The organism is Streptomyces sp. cmx-18-6, from assembly GCF_046548915.1.
GTDB lineage: Bacteria > Actinomycetota > Actinomycetes > Streptomycetales > Streptomycetaceae > Streptomyces.
In genome coordinates this window covers 1-13,947 of record NZ_JAEBEP010000011.1, presented here as the reverse complement: position 1 = coordinate 13,947, position 13,947 = coordinate 1, and the positions used below count along the sequence as shown (strand labels likewise).

Here is a 13,947-nt window from a genome sequence, read left to right as displayed (position 1 = left end):
CAGCCGGCGCGCGGGTGCGGCCGGGCTGAAGTCCGGCCGCACCCGCGCGTTAGAAGTCCGACCGCACCCGCACCCGCACGCGGTCAAGGTCCGGCCGCCATCGCACGCGTTCAAGGTCCGGCCGCACCCGCACGCGTTCATACGTCGGGCTCTCCCACCACCCGCACCGGCAAGGGCTCCATCGCCCCGCGCAGCGCGGCGGCGAACTCCTCGAACTCGCCGCCCCGCGCCGACCCGGTCCGCATCGCGAGGGCCACCCGCCGGGTGGGGGCCGGGTGGGCGAAGTACCCGGTGGCCAGGGCGTCGTTGCGCGCGGTCTCCACCGTCACGGCGGTGCGCGGCAGCAGCGTCACCCCGAGCCCGCCCGCGACCAGCTGGACCAGGGTGGAGAGCCCGGCGGCGGTCGTGGTCACCGGCGCCCCCTCCGTACGCCCGGCCTCCCGGCAGATGTCCAGGGCCTGGTCGCGCAGGCAGTGGCCCTCGTCCAGGAGGAGCAGCGGCAGCTCCCGCAGGGACTCGCGCGGGATGTCGGCGCGGCCGCCGAGCCAGTGGTCCTGCTCCATGACCAGCACGAAGTCCTCGTCGAAGAGCGGGATCTCGCTGACCCCGGGGACCCCGAGCGGCACGGCGAGGAGCAGCAGGTCCAGACGTCCGGCGGCGAGCCCCTCCAGCAGGGAGGAGGTCTGCTCCTCGTGGACCTGGAGGTCGAGGTCCGGGTAGCGCTCGTGGACCAGCCGGAGCACGGTGGGCAGGAGATACGGGGCGACGGTCGGGATCACGCCGAGCCGGAGCACTCCGGTGAACGGCGCGCGCGCCGCCTCCGCCTCCTCCATCAGCGCGGCGACGGCCTCCAGCACCACCCCGGTGCGCGCCGCGAGCCGCTCCCCCGCCGGTGAGAGCAGCACCTTGCGCGTCGTACGCTCGATGAGCTGGACACCCAGTGCCTCCTCCAGGGCGGACACGGCTCCGGAGAGTGCCGGCTGACTCATCCCGATTGCTGCCGCCGCGTCCCGGAAGTGCAGATGCTCCGCCACGGCCGCGAAGGCGCGGAGCTGCGACAGGCTGGGCTGCTTGGCGGTCGGCTTACCGGTCTGCTTCGGGCGAATGCCCTGTTTTCCCTGGGCCACTGATAGGCACCTCCGATCATCACGACCGAGTGTAGCTATTTCCCTGATCAATGCACTCTGTGCCAAGGTGGATCTCGTCCAACCCTCAGGAAATCTCCCAAAAGGGGATTTCCTACGCTGCAAGGAGAGCGCGTGCTCACTGTCGGTGACAAGTTCCCCGAGTTCGACCTGACTGCTTGTGTTTCGCTGGAGAGCGGCAAGGAGTTCGAGCAGATCAACCACAAGACCTACGAGGGCAAGTGGAAGATCGTCTTCGCGTGGCCGAAGGACTTCACCTTCGTGTGCCCCACCGAGATCGCCGCCTTCGGCAAGCTGAACGAGGAGTTCGCCGACCGCGACGCGCAGGTCCTCGGCTTCTCCGGTGACTCCGAGTTCGTGCACCACGCCTGGCGCAAGGACCACCCGGACCTGACCGACCTGCCGTTCCCGATGCTGGCCGACTCGAAGCACGAGCTGATGCGGGACCTCGGCATCGAGGGCGAGGACGGCTTCGCCCAGCGCGCCGTCTTCATCGTCGACCAGAACAACGAGATCCAGTTCACGATGGTGACCGCCGGTTCCGTGGGCCGTAACCCCAAGGAGGTCCTGCGGGTCCTCGACGCGCTCCAGACCGACGAGCTGTGCCCGTGCAACTGGACCAAGGGCGAGAACACCCTCGACCCGGTCGCCCTCCTCTCGGGCGAGTGAGCTGATACCCATGGCTCTCGACGAACTCAAGTCCGCCGTACCGGACTTCGCCAAGGACCTCAAGCTGAACCTCGGCTCGGTCATCGGCAACAGCGACCTCCCGAAGCAGCAGCTGTGGGGCACCGTGCTGGCCTGCGCGATCGCCTCGCGCTCGCCGCGGGTGCTGCGCGAGCTGGAGCCCGAGGCGAAGGCCAACCTGTCGCCGGAGGCGTATGCCGCGGCGAAGTCGGCGGCCGCCGTCATGGCGATGAACAACGTCTTCTACCGGACCCGGCACCTGCTGTCGGACCCGGAGTACGGCACGCTCCGCGCGGGCCTGCGGATGAACGTCATCGGCAACCCGGGCGTGGAGAAGGTCGACTTCGAGCTGTGGTCGCTCGCCGTCTCCGCGATCAACGGCTGCGGCCAGTGCCTGGACTCCCACGAGCAGGTGCTGCGCAAGGCCGGCGTGGACCGTGAGACCATTCAGGAAGCCGTCAAGATCGCCTCGGTGATCCAGGCGGTCGGTGTGACCCTCGACGCCGAGGCCGTAATCGCCGAGTAGTCACCCGCACCACCCCGCATACGAGAAGAGCCCCGAGGACGACCGACCGTCCTCGGGGCTCTTCTTTTTCGCGTCTGCGCCTACTTCTCGGCCCTGGGGTCCGCCGACGGATCCGAGGATTCCACCGCCGGTACGGGCTCGGCGCCGGGCGCGTCCACGACCGCGTCCGGCGCGGCGGGCGGCGGCGTCGGGGCGACCCCGAGGGCGGTGGCCCCGTGCTGCCCGCCGACCGGGCCGGGGGTCGCGTAGGAGCGGAGGTAGCCGACCACCGTGTTGGTCACGGCGACCAGCGGTACGGCGACCACCGCGCCGCCGATGCCCGCGACCAGGCCGCCGGTCGCCACGGCGAGGACCACGGCCAGCGGATGGACCCGCACCGCCCGGCCGAGGATGAACGGCTGGAGGATGTGGCCCTCGATCTGCTGCACCGCCAGGACCACCAGCAGCGCTATCAGCGCGGTGAACACGCCCTCGGTGACCAGCGCGACGACCACCGCGAGCGCACCGGAGACCACCGCGCCGATGAGCGGGATGAAGGCGAACAGGAAGATGAACACGGCCAGCGGCACCGCGAGCGGCACATTGAGGAAGTAGAGGCCGAGGCCGATGAAGATGGCGTCGATCAGGGCGACGAGCACCGTGCCGCGTACGTAGGCGGTCAGCGTGCGCCAGGCGCGCGGTCCGGCCCCGGCGACTCCGGGCCGGGCCTGGGCGGGCACCAGCTTGAGCGTCCACAGCCAGATGCGCTTGCCGTCGTAGAGCAGGAAGAGCGTGGAGAACATCGCCAGCAGCAGCCCGGTGAGGAACTCCACCATGAAGGTGACGCCCTGGAGGCCGGCGGAGGTGATCTCCTCGGTGTTGGTGCCGATGGTGTCGTTGAGGTTCTTGGCGATGTCGTTGATCTGCGACTCGGTGACGTGGAAGGGGCTGTCCAGCAGCCAGCGCTTCAACTCGTCGATGCCGTCGCGGACCCGGTCGGAGAGCGTGTCGAGGTTCTCCATCACCTGCCACACCACGAACCAGCCGACCAGGCCGATGATGACGAACCCGAGCACCGCGGTCACGGCGGTGGCGAGCCCGTGCGGCAGCCCGAACCGCTTGAGCCGTACGACGGTCGGCTGGAGCATCGCGGTGATGAGCAGGGCGGCGGAGAACGCGAGGACGACGAGCTGCACGGCGCTGATCACCTGCATCAGCACCCACAGGGTCCCCGCGAGGACGAGCAGCCGCCAGCCGGCCTCGGCCGCGACGCGCATCCCCCACGGAATCGCCGCGACCGGATCGGGCTTGGCGGCGACGGAGGGGGCGTAGGAGGGGGGCGGGGGCACCTGCGCGAGGTCCTCCGAGGCGGCGGCCGCCCCGAGGGGCTCGTCGTCGTCGGCACGCGCCCGGCGTTCCTCCAGGCGTGCGCCCAGCTCCGTCAGTTCGGACCCGAAGCGTCCCAGCCAGCCCGGCAGTTTCGACATGTCTCTTTCCCTTCCCCCAACTTCGCTCCCCAGCGCCCTCCGGGATCACCGGAATCGCCGGATGCGACCGTACACGCGCGAGGCCCCTCACCGCGTTCACGGTGAGGGGCCCCGGACGTCGAGGGTCGGGCTAGTACCAGTTGTTGGCCTGCCAGAAGGACCAGGCGCCGCACGGGGAGCCGTAGCGGCCGTCCATGTAGCTGAGGCCCCACTTGATCTGGGTGGCCGGGTTGGTCTGCCAGTCGGCGCCGGCGGAGGACATCTTGTGGCCCGGCAGGGCCTGCATGAGTCCGTACGCGCCGGAGGACGGGTTGACCGCGCGGTAGTTCCACGTCGACTCGTGGTTCACGATGTTGCTGAAGCACTGGAACTGGTCGGCGGGCACCATCTGACGGGCCATCGCCTGCACCTGGGCCACGCTGTACGAACCCTGCGCGGAGAACGAGGAGGCGTCGCGGACGGAGGACCGGCTGGCGCGCTCGGCCTCTTCCTTCTTCTGCTTCGCCGCCTTCTCCGCGGCCTGCCGATCGGCCTCGGCCTTCGCCTCGGCCGCCTGCTTCTTGGACTTGGCGTCCTTGGCGGCCTGGATACGGGCGGACTCCTCGGCCGACTTCTTCGCGGAGGCGTGGGCGGCGGACGCCTGGGCGTCGGCCTGCTGCGTCAGCGAAGCGGTCTGCACCTGGGCCTGCTGGCCCGCGGGGATGTCTGCGAGCAGCGTGGTGTCGGCTGCGGCAGCCTCGAAGTTGTTGTCGTCGGCGGCAGGTGCGCCGCCCGCAGCAACGCCTACGACGGCGCCAACGGTGGTGACCGCGGTGGCAGATGCCACGGCGAACCCCCGGACCGAGATCCGGCTCACATGGTGTCCTTCCAGCATCGTCCGCTTAGGTGACCTCGCGGGCGCGTTCGTGCCCCTGGCACTGGCCTCCCTACTGCGTGGGTCACGGGAGGCACGGGCCCGTCCGGCAACCCCCGTGAGGAGGCTGCCGCGTGGTACTCGCGGGCGGCATACGGGCGTCTCGTGTTGAGTTGTGTGGTGCGTGGCGCCTCTGGAGGCGCCCAAGTGCCGTATGCGGGGCCTGACGGAAGCAAGACTCTGCCGGACGGGGACGCCACAGGGCAATTCTGTGTTGCGTGGGAAAGGTCACACCCCGTTTGGGCCATCGGTTTTACGGAAATGACGGCGCAGCACGATGCCGCCCGGCTAAGCTCCTTGGCTCGCCGGGCGGCATCAAGCAGGACATGCAGGTCAGATGTGGCCTTCCTCCAGCATTTCGGTCACCAGTGCGGCGATCTGCGAACGCTCCGAACGCGTGAGCGTCACATGGGCGAAGAGCGGATGCCCCTTCAGTTTCTCGACGACGGCGACGACTCCGTCGTACCGGCCGACCCTGAGGTTGTCCCGCTGGGCCACGTCATGGGTGAGCACCACACGTGAATTCGCCCCGATCCGGGACAACACGGTCAGCAGGACGTTCCGTTCGAGCGACTGCGCCTCGTCGACGATCACGAACGCGTCGTGCAGCGAACGGCCGCGGATGTGGGTGAGCGGCAGGACCTCCAGCATCCCGCGCCCGAGCACCTCCTCGATGACCTCGCGCCCGGCGACCGCCGAGAGCGTGTCGAAGACCGCCTGCGCCCAGGGGCTCATCTTCTCGGCCTCGCTGCCGGGGAGATAGCCGAGCTCCTGGCCGCCCACCGCGTACAGCGGCCGGAAGACCATCACCTTCTTGTGCTGCTGCCGCTCCAGCACCGCTTCCAGACCGGCGCACAGGGCCAGGGCCGACTTGCCGGTGCCGGCCCGGCCGCCCAGCGAGACGATGCCGACGTCCGGGTCGAGCAGCAGGTCGAGGGCGATCCGCTGCTCGGCGCTGCGGCCGTGGATGCCGAACGCCTCCCGGTCGCCCCGCACCAGCCGCACATTGCCCTCGGCGGTCACCCGGCCCAGCGCCTTGCCGCGCTCGGACTGGAGGACCAGGCCGGTGTGCACGGGGAGCTCGGCGGCCTCGGGGACGTACAGCGTCTCCTCGGTGAAGAGCAGGTCGACCTGCTCCCCGGAGACGGACAGCTCGGTCATTCCGGTCCAGCCGGAATCGGTGATGGCGAGCTCGGCGCGGTACTCCTCGGCGAGGAGGCCGACCGAGGACGCCTTGATCCGCAGGGGCAGGTCCTTGGAGACGACCGTGACGTCGTACCCCTCCGCCTGGAGGTTGCGGGCGACCGCGAGGATCCGGGAGTCGTTGTCCCCCAGCCGGTAGCCGGCGGGCAGGACGCCGGGGTCGGAGTGGTTGAGTTCGACGCGGAGCGTCCCGCCCAGATCCCCGAGCGGGATCGGGGCGTCCAGCCGGCCGTACCGGATGCGGAAGTCGTCCAGCAGGCGCAGGGCCTGCCGGGCGAAGTATCCGAGCTCCGGATGGTGCCGTTTGGCCTCCAGCTCCGTGACCACCACGATCGGCAGCACGACTTCGTGCTCGTCGAAGCGGGCCATGGCACCGGGATCGGCCAGCAGGACGCTGGTGTCGAGAACGTATGTGCGCCTGTCGGGCATGCGGCGCTTGCTACTGGTCACCACGGAAGGACGTACCCCCTCGGACGAGGTCGGGGAGTGCGACGAACGGTCGCTGAGCTTCCCGAAGGGAGAGGACGGACCGGGATCGGGCCCCTGTGCGCGGGCCGGACCACGGCCTCCGCGTCGGCCGCAGACTGTCTACGGTCCTTCGTGTGCAAAGGGCCTCCCGGGCGAGCGGGCTGGGTGCCGCTCACTTGGATGCGACATCCGCCTGGTTGATGACCGGATGTCGACCTGCCAGGGGTATTCCCTCTTCGGCCCGAAGCCATGCCGCTGCATATGACACGGTGTGGAGAAGTCCCGGTGGACGGGCGATGACTCCCCTATATAGAGGAGTCACCGGGCAACGCGGGCGAAGGGCCGTTCAGGCCCCGTAGCGGCGGTGGCGGGCGGCGTAGTCGCGCAGCGCCCGCAGGAAGTCGACCTTGCGGAAGGCCGGCCAGAAGACCTCGCAGAAGTAGTACTCCGAGTGGGCGCTCTGCCAGAGCATGAAGCCCGACAGGCGCTGTTCCCCGCTGGTGCGGATCACCAGGTCGGGGTCGGGCTGGCCGCGGGTGTAGAGGTGCTCGGAGATCAGGTCGGTGGAGACGACCTCCGCCAGCTCCTCGAAGGTCGTGCCCTTCTCCGAGTGCTCCAGGAGCAGCGAGCGCACGGCGTCCGCGATCTCCTGGCGGCCGCCGTAGCCCACGGCGACGTTGACGATTATCCCGTCGACATGGGCGGTCGACTGCTCGGCCTCCTTGAGCACCGTCTGCGTCCCGGCGGGCAGCAGGTCCAGCGTGCCGACGTGGTGGACGCGCCACCGCCCGTCGGCGGCCAGGTTGCGCACGGTGTTCTCGATGATGCCCAGGAGCGGTTTCAGCTCGTGCTCGGGCCGGTCGAAGTTGTCCGTGGACAGCATCCAGAGGGTGACGACCTCGACATCGGTCTCGCTGCACCAGCCGAGCAGCTCGGAGATCTTGTCCGCGCCGGCCTGGTGGCCCTGTACGGCCGAGCCGCCGGACGCCTTCGCCCACCGGCGGTTGCCGTCGAGGATGACCCCGATGTGCTTCGGCACCTGGTCGTGGTCCAGGCGGCCTTCCACCCGGCGCGCGTAGAGCCTGTACACCAGGTCGCGGAAGTTCACTGAGTTCACCCTCTCGGTTCCGTACGGGCCCGGGGCCCGCCCTCCCCGTCGCCGGGGGTCCGGGGTCCACCCCCGCGGGGAGCGCTGCGCGGTCCGCACGGACCCGCGCGGCCATGAGCCGCGCCGCACATCGGCATTTCCCGAAGCCGCCACATTACTGCGATCGGGTCACGGGGGCCCAACCCGGTCTGTCACAACTCCGTGATAAGGAGGGAAAATGACTGATTACCTCTCCCCCGACCTGTACTACCGCGCCGCCGATACGCGCTACGACTCCATGGAGTACCGCCGCACCGGGCACAGCGGCCTCAAGCTGCCCGCCCTCTCGCTGGGCCTGTGGCACAACTTCGGCGACGACCGGTCGCTCGACTCCCAGCGGGCGATCCTGCGCCGCGCCTTCGACCTGGGGGTGACGCATTTCGACCTGGCCAACAACTACGGCCCGCCGCCCGGCTCGGCCGAGCTGAACTTCGGCAGGCTCTTCGCCCAGGACTTCGCCCCGTACCGGGACGAGCTGGTCATTTCCACCAAGGCCGGCTATCTGATGCACCCGGGGCCGTACGGCGAGTGGGGCTCCCGTAAATACCTGCTGTCCTCGCTCGACGCCTCCCTCAAGCGGATGGGCCTCGATTACGTCGACATCTTCTACTCGCACCGCTTCGACCCGCACACTCCGCTGGAGGAGACGATGGGCGCGCTGGCGTCCGCGGTGCGGCAGGGCAAGGCGCTGTACGCCGGCGTCTCCTCGTACAACGCGGAGCAGACCGCCGAGGCGGCCGGGCTGCTGAGGGAGATGGGCGTCCCGGCCCTGATCCACCAGCCGTCCTACTCCATGATCAACCGCTGGATCGAGGACGACGGCCTGCTCGACACGCTGGAGACGGCCGGAATGGGCTGCATCTCCTTCGTGCCCCTCGCGCAGGGCCTGCTCACGGACAAGTACCTGAAGGGCATCCCGGAGGGCTCGCGCGCCACCCAGGGCAAGTCGCTGGACCCGGGCCTGCTCTCGGACGAGGTGCTGCGCCGGCTGCGCGGGCTGAACGACATCGCACAGGGCCGCGGCCAGTCGCTCGCCCAGCTGGCCATCGCCTGGGTGCTGCGCGACAGCCGGATGACGTCGGCGCTGATCGGCGCGTCGAGTGTGAAGCAGTTGGAGGAGAACGTGGCCGCCCTGGCCGGACCGACCCTGACGGCCGAGGAGTTGAAGGAGATCGACGCGTTCGCCGTGGACACGGCAGGCACCAACATCTGGGCGGGACGGGGCTGAGGGGGCCGGGGGCCAGGGGGTCAGGGGGGGCGACGGGGAGCGGGGCCGGAAGGCTGCTGTGCGGGTTCCGCGTGGGGACGCCTGACGCGGTGCGGACGTGTACGGGCCGGTCCTGACGCGGTGCGGACGTGTACGGGCCGGTCCTGACACGGTGTGCGAACGTACGGGCCGGTCCTGACGCGGTGCAGAAGAACCGGGCCGGTGCGGACGCGGCGCGGAAAACAGGCCGGTCGGGACGCAGTACAGAAAAGCAGTACAGAAAAGCAGTACAGAAAAAAAACGGGCCGGTCCGTGGGGGGGATACGGACCGGCCCGAGGGGGGTTTCCACCATAACCCTTCGTAAGTGCCGCGGCGTGCCACGCCACACCGCAGCTACTCTCCGAGTTCGCCCCGACTCCCCGCCGGTGACACGGACACGTCCCCGCGCCGGGCCTTCGGCCCTGGCCACGGCCCGGAGCCGGGCAGTCGGCGCGGGAGATCCGCCCGAAACCGGAACCTCATGAGGACAGTTTCTGGCCTGAAGGGGCTCTACGTTCGAGGTATGACGACCCGAGCTCGTGCGACCGCGCCCGTGACCGTGACCTGGACCGAAGCGAACACCCGGAGGCTGGTCCGCCAGCACCTGTACGCCGACGCCTCCCCCGCCGCCCCCGCCGAGCCCCCGTTCGCCTCTCCCGCCGACGCCGTGGGCGCGATGCTCGGTGCGCACGCCCAGGTGCTGTCGGCGGCCGAGCTCTCGGTGGGGCTTCGGTGCGACGGGATGACGCGCGAGGACGTACGTACGGCGCTGTGGACCGACCGCACCCTGGTCAAGACGTTCGGGCCGCGCGGCACGGTCCATCTGCTGCCCGCGGCGGAGCTGCCGCTGTGGACGGGCGCGCTGTCGGCCGTGCCCACGGGCCCGAACCCGTTCCCCAAGAACGCCCGGATGACCCCCGACGAGGTGGAGGCGGTCGTGGCGGCGATCGGGGACGCGCTGACCGGGGCGGAGCTCACCATCGACGAGCTCTCCGACGAGGTCGTCGCCCGGACCGGGCCGTGGGCCGGGGACCTGGTGATGCCCGGGTTCCAGGCGATGTGGCCGCGCTGGCGGCAGGTCCTGCACCTGGCCGGCCACCGAGGCGTCCTGGCCTACGCGCCGAACCGGGGCCGCAAGGCGGCGTACACCAACCCCGGCTACTCCCCGCTGCCCGGCCCTCAGGCGCTGGCGGCCCTGCTGGAGCGCTACCTGTACGCGTACGGGCCGGCCACCCCGGCCCACCTCGCCCAGTGGCTGGCCGCCCCGAAGCGGTGGGCGGCCGAGCTGTTCGCCGCCTCGGCCGCGTCCGGGGCCATCGAGGAGGTGGTGTTCGGGGACGCGGGGCCCGCCTGGGTGGTGGCGGGCGACACGGACTTCCCGGCCGCGGCCGGCCCGGCAGGGGGTACGGCGGAGGGGGTGCGGCTGCTCCCCTACTTCGACGCATTCGCCATCGCCTCGCACCCCCGCGAGCGGCTGTTCCCGGGCCGGGCGTTCGAGCGGGTGCTCGGGGGCGGGCAGGCGGGGAACTACCCGATGCTGCTGGTGGACGGCACGGTGGCGGGCGTCTGGCACCAGCGCCGTTCGGGCCGGCGGATCGCGGTGACGGTGGAGCCGCTGGAGCCGCTGTCGGGGGCGCGGCTGCGGGATTTGGAGAAGCAGGTGGAGCGGGTGGGGGCGATCATGGAGGGGACGGCGGAGCTGACGGTCGGCACGGTGTCGGTGGGGCCGCACGCGTAGACGGGCGGCGGAGTGTCGGTGGGGCCGCACGCGTAGACGGGCGGCGGAGTGTCGGTGGGGCCGCACGCTTAGGGGCGCGCAGGGGGCGTACGGGTAGGGGCGCGCAGAGGGGCGTACGGGGAGGGGGCGTCGTACGCGTAGGGCACGAGTACGCGTAGGGCACGAGTAGGGGGCCCGTCAGTCAGGAGCCGTCAGTGGTCACCGGGGTCAGTGGTCACCGGGTCAGTGGTCACCGGGGGTGGAAGCGGACCGCCAGCGTGTCTCCCGCGGTGACCACGAAGTCCCCTTCCTCGCACCGGATGACGGCCTCATGGACCTCGCCGTTCCCGTCCCTGCGCTCCAGCGTGCCGACGACCGTCCAGGCTCCCCCGTACGGCACCGGCGGCAGTTGCGTCAGCGGGGCGTGCTGCCACTGGTTCGCCGGTACGCACCAGTCGGGCAGTCGCGGCCAGCTGCCGGGGGTGATGCGCAGCGTCCAGTCGGAGGTGCAGGTCAGCAGGACGGACTGGCCTTCGAAGAGCACGAACTCGACCGCCTCCGGCTCCCCCGCGCGCCCCTCGGGCCGGTAGAAGACACCGCGTACGGCGGTGATCCGGGAGCCCGTGAGCCAGTCGGAGTTGCCGTGCCGCGCGCGTCCGGCCGGCCCGCAGCACTCTTCCCTCTCCACCGTCATGGCCGCTCCCCGTTTCCCTCGCCGTAGGTGCTCCCGATGGGTAGGACGGTGGCTCCCGCGATCCCGTTGCCTGTGGGGCAAGGGTGAACTGGCGTCCGGGGTAAGCGGGTTGACGGGAATCCCTCCCTTGCGGATCCCCTCCCTGTCGGATACGTCACCGGGGCTTGCGGGCCTCGATGAGGAACCGGGTGGTGTGGGCGAGGAACGGCCCCTCGTCCTCGATCCGCCGGTGCAGCGCGGCCAGTTGGGGCCGGTAGCGCTCCACGGTGAAGCCCGGCACCATCCAGATCACCTTGCGCAGGAAGTAGACCACCGCGCCGATGTCGAAGAACTCGGTGCGCAGCCGCTCCGGCCGCAGGTCGAGGACGTCCAGTCCGGCCGCCTCGGCGGCGGCCCGCGCGTCCTGTGGGTCACGGCCGCGGCGCACCTCGGGCGGCTGCGGGCCGAGGAAGTACTCGACGAGCTCGAAGACGCTCGCGGGGCCGACCTGCTGCGAGAAGTACGTACCGCCGGGGGTCAGCACCCGGGCGATCTCCTCCCACCAGGTGGTCACCGGATGCCGGCTGACGACCAGGTCGAAGGCCGCGTCGCCGAAGGGCAGCGGCGGCTCGTCCTCGTCCGCGACGACGACCGCGCCGAGCGGGTGCAGGAGCGCGGTGGCGCGGGCGATGTTCGGCGGCCAGGACTCGGTGGCCACGGTGACCGGCGGGAGCTTCGGCGCGGCGGCCAGCACCTCGCCGCCCCCGGTCTGGATGTCGAGCGCGGCCCGGGCCTGCCCGAGCCGGTCGGCCATGGCCCGGGCGTACCCCCAGGAGGGGCGCTGCTCGGTGGCCCGTCCGTCGAGCCAGGAGAAGTCCCAGCCGTCGACGGAGACGGAGTCGGCCTCGGCGACGAGGGCCTCGAAGCGGTCGCGGGAGGCCGGGGAGGCGAAGGGCGTCGAGGGCGTCGAGGGCGGAGGGGGCTGTTCGGACATACGGGAATCGTGTCAGGCCGGGACGGGGGGCGCGACCGGATTCCGGGTCGACGGCCGGGTTCCTCGGGCGTCAGGCGGCCGACGCCCCCAGGAGCACGCCGACCAGCGCTCCGGTGATCATGAACGGGCCGAACGGGATGCCGGTCTTGCGGCCGGCCCGGCGCAGGAGGACGAGCCCGAGCCCGTACACCGCACCGAACAGGAACCCGGCGAACCCGCCCAGGAACAGCACCGCCCAGCCGTACCAGCCGAGGGCGACGCCCAGGGCGAGGGCCAGTTTCACATCGCCGAAGCCCATGCCGTTCGGGTTGATGAGGAAGAGCAGGAGATAGAAGCCGCCGAGCGCCGGCCCGCCGAGCAGCGCGGAGGTCCAGGAGCCGGCGTGTCCGGGGAGGAGGGCCGCGCCTCCCAGCAGCAGGACGGCCGCACCGGCCAGGGGCAGGGTGAGCGGGTCGGGCAGCCGGTGGACGCGGCGGTCGACGACGGCGAGGAGGACGGCGACCGGGGCCAGCAGCAGCCACCCGAGGAGCTCGGGCCTGGGCCCCGTGGCGGCGGCGAGCGCGACACAGACGAGGACGGTGACGGCGGGCGCGAGGGCCCCGGGCCCGTAGGGGATGCCGCCGGCGGTGGGTGGGCGGAGGGCTGCGGGGCGGCGGTCCCCGTTGCTTGGGTCGGGGTCGGCGGGGAGGTGGTCGCCGTTGCTTGGGTCGGGGTCGGCGGGGCAGTGGTCCCCGTTCCCCGGGTCGGGGTCGGCGGGGCGGTGGTCGCCGTTGCTTGGGTCGGGGGTCCCGGCGTCGTCTCCGTACGGTACGGGGGTCTGCGCGCGGGGCCCGCAGGGTGCGCAGCGGGCCGGCCCCAGCCAGCCGCCGAGCGGGCCGGTGAACGTGTGGCCGAAGGGGCAGGCGGTGCGCCAGGGTTCCTCCGGCTCGACGGCGAACCGGTAGGCGGCACGCGGGATCAGCAGCCCGGTGACGGCACCCCAGACAGCGGCGAGGGCGAGCAGCGCGATGTCCACGGGTCGACCCTAATCGGCTTGGCAACGGGGAGGCTTGGGCCTTCGGACCAGCGCCCGCACCCGCTCCTGCTCCCAGCGCCCGCACCTGCTCCTGCCCCTACTCCCGCTCCCGCCCCTGCTCCTGCTCCTGCTCCTGCTCCTGCTCCTGGCGTTCGTGACCCGAGGGCGGGTGTCGACGGCTACGGTCGGTGGCCATGAGGACTTGGCGTGATGGCGACGGGACGCTGACGGTCGGCGGGGAGGCGGGGGCCCGGGAGGTGCCGCTGCGGATCGCGGCCTCGTACCGGGCCCGCTCCCGGGGGCTGCTCGGGCGGGACGGGATCGACGGGGCGATGATGCTCACCCCGTGCGGGAGTGTGCACACGTTCCGGATGCGGTTCGCCATCGATGTGGCGTACCTGGACCGGAAGTTCACCGTGCTGGCCGTCCGCACGATGAAGCCGGGCCGGCTCGGCCTGCCCCGGCTGCGGGCCCGCCATGTGGTGGAGGCGGAAGCCGGGGCGATGGAGGGGTGGGGGGTACGGCCGGGCGTCCGGGTGGAGTTGCGGGCCGGGGAGGCCGTGTAGGGGGGCGGGGACGCCGGCTGAGGGATACTGGCTGCCGACTGCGGAATACCCGGCTAGGTGTGTGGTTCGGACAGGTTGGTGACGCGGCTGGCGGGTGGCTGGCCCCCGATTCCGGTGTGGGGTCGGTGGTAGTTGTACCAGTGCAGCCAGTCGGTGAATGCTTCCATCCGGTCCAGGTCT

Annotated in this window: 14 protein-coding genes; 5 read left to right on the top strand and 9 right to left on the bottom strand. The window is 71.3% G+C overall.

Annotated elements, in window-relative coordinates:
• Positions 1-137: 137 nt before the first annotated feature.
• The gene (locus ACLJPL_RS24260) at positions 138-1,127 is read right to left on the bottom strand and encodes a hydrogen peroxide-inducible genes activator (RefSeq protein WP_411083034.1); all 990 of its coding nucleotides are present in this window, start codon (positions 1,125-1,127) and stop codon (positions 138-140) included.
• 132 nt (positions 1,128-1,259) lie between these two features.
• On the opposite strand from ACLJPL_RS24260, the gene ACLJPL_RS24255 reads away from it, so the two are divergent.
• Both ACLJPL_RS24255 and ACLJPL_RS24250 read left to right on the top strand, forming a co-directional pair.
• Complete coding sequence (locus ACLJPL_RS24255; RefSeq protein WP_007452441.1) at positions 1,260-1,814, top strand: peroxiredoxin; 555 nt, start codon at positions 1,260-1,262, stop codon at positions 1,812-1,814.
• A 10-nt stretch (positions 1,815-1,824) separates the two neighbouring features.
• On the top strand, positions 1,825-2,358 hold the full coding sequence (locus ACLJPL_RS24250; protein ID WP_411083033.1) for an alkyl hydroperoxide reductase: 534 nt from the start codon (positions 1,825-1,827) through the stop codon (positions 2,356-2,358).
• A gap of 80 nt (positions 2,359-2,438) precedes the next feature.
• Here ACLJPL_RS24250 and ACLJPL_RS24245 read toward each other — a convergent pair whose 3' ends face one another.
• From ACLJPL_RS24245 to ACLJPL_RS24230, 4 genes are all read right to left on the bottom strand, one after another.
• Positions 2,439-3,824, bottom strand: a complete 1,386-nt coding sequence (locus ACLJPL_RS24245; protein ID WP_411083032.1) for an AI-2E family transporter — start codon at positions 3,822-3,824, stop codon at positions 2,439-2,441.
• Positions 3,825-3,954: 130 nt separating this feature from the next.
• Positions 3,955-4,680, bottom strand: coding sequence for a transglycosylase SLT domain-containing protein (locus tag ACLJPL_RS24240; RefSeq protein WP_411083031.1), 726 nt, complete (start codon positions 4,678-4,680; stop codon positions 3,955-3,957).
• Between the two features lie 390 nt (positions 4,681-5,070).
• Positions 5,071-6,393 (bottom strand): PhoH family protein, encoded by a 1,323-nt coding sequence (locus ACLJPL_RS24235; protein WP_411083030.1) that lies wholly within the window; start codon positions 6,391-6,393, stop codon positions 5,071-5,073.
• A 361-nt stretch (positions 6,394-6,754) separates the two neighbouring features.
• A complete protein-coding gene (locus tag ACLJPL_RS24230) occupies positions 6,755-7,516 on the bottom strand; it encodes an isoprenyl transferase (RefSeq protein ID WP_411083263.1) in 762 nt (253 codons plus the stop codon).
• A gap of 217 nt (positions 7,517-7,733) precedes the next feature.
• Between ACLJPL_RS24230 and mgrA the strand changes: the two genes are divergently transcribed.
• Positions 7,734-8,783, top strand: a complete 1,050-nt coding sequence (gene mgrA, locus ACLJPL_RS24225) for an L-glyceraldehyde 3-phosphate reductase (protein WP_411083029.1) — start codon at positions 7,734-7,736, stop codon at positions 8,781-8,783.
• A 542-nt stretch (positions 8,784-9,325) separates the two neighbouring features.
• On the top strand, positions 9,326-10,540 hold the full coding sequence (locus ACLJPL_RS24220) for a winged helix DNA-binding domain-containing protein (protein WP_411083028.1): 1,215 nt from the start codon (positions 9,326-9,328) through the stop codon (positions 10,538-10,540).
• Between the two features lie 229 nt (positions 10,541-10,769).
• On the opposite strand, the gene ACLJPL_RS24215 is transcribed toward ACLJPL_RS24220, so the two are convergent.
• From ACLJPL_RS24215 to ACLJPL_RS24205, 3 genes are all read right to left on the bottom strand, one after another.
• Positions 10,770-11,213 carry a hypothetical protein gene (locus tag ACLJPL_RS24215; protein WP_411083027.1) on the bottom strand — a complete coding sequence of 148 codons (444 nt, stop codon included), beginning with the start codon at positions 11,211-11,213 and terminating at the stop codon, positions 10,770-10,772.
• A 154-nt stretch (positions 11,214-11,367) separates the two neighbouring features.
• Positions 11,368-12,186 carry a class I SAM-dependent methyltransferase gene (locus ACLJPL_RS24210; RefSeq protein WP_411083026.1) on the bottom strand — a complete coding sequence of 273 codons (819 nt, stop codon included), beginning with the start codon at positions 12,184-12,186 and terminating at the stop codon, positions 11,368-11,370.
• Positions 12,187-12,256: 70 nt separating this feature from the next.
• Entirely contained in the window at positions 12,257-13,201 is a 945-nt protein-coding gene (locus ACLJPL_RS24205; RefSeq protein WP_411083025.1) for a prepilin peptidase, read from the bottom strand.
• 194 nt (positions 13,202-13,395) lie between these two features.
• Between ACLJPL_RS24205 and ACLJPL_RS24200 the strand changes: the two genes are divergently transcribed.
• On the top strand, positions 13,396-13,767 hold the full coding sequence (locus tag ACLJPL_RS24200; RefSeq protein WP_411083024.1) for a DUF192 domain-containing protein: 372 nt from the start codon (positions 13,396-13,398) through the stop codon (positions 13,765-13,767).
• A 53-nt stretch (positions 13,768-13,820) separates the two neighbouring features.
• Here the strand turns inward: ACLJPL_RS24200 and ACLJPL_RS24195 are convergent.
• On the bottom strand, positions 13,821-13,947 hold a 127-nt coding region (locus tag ACLJPL_RS24195; protein WP_411079414.1), incomplete at its 5' end, for an integrase core domain-containing protein.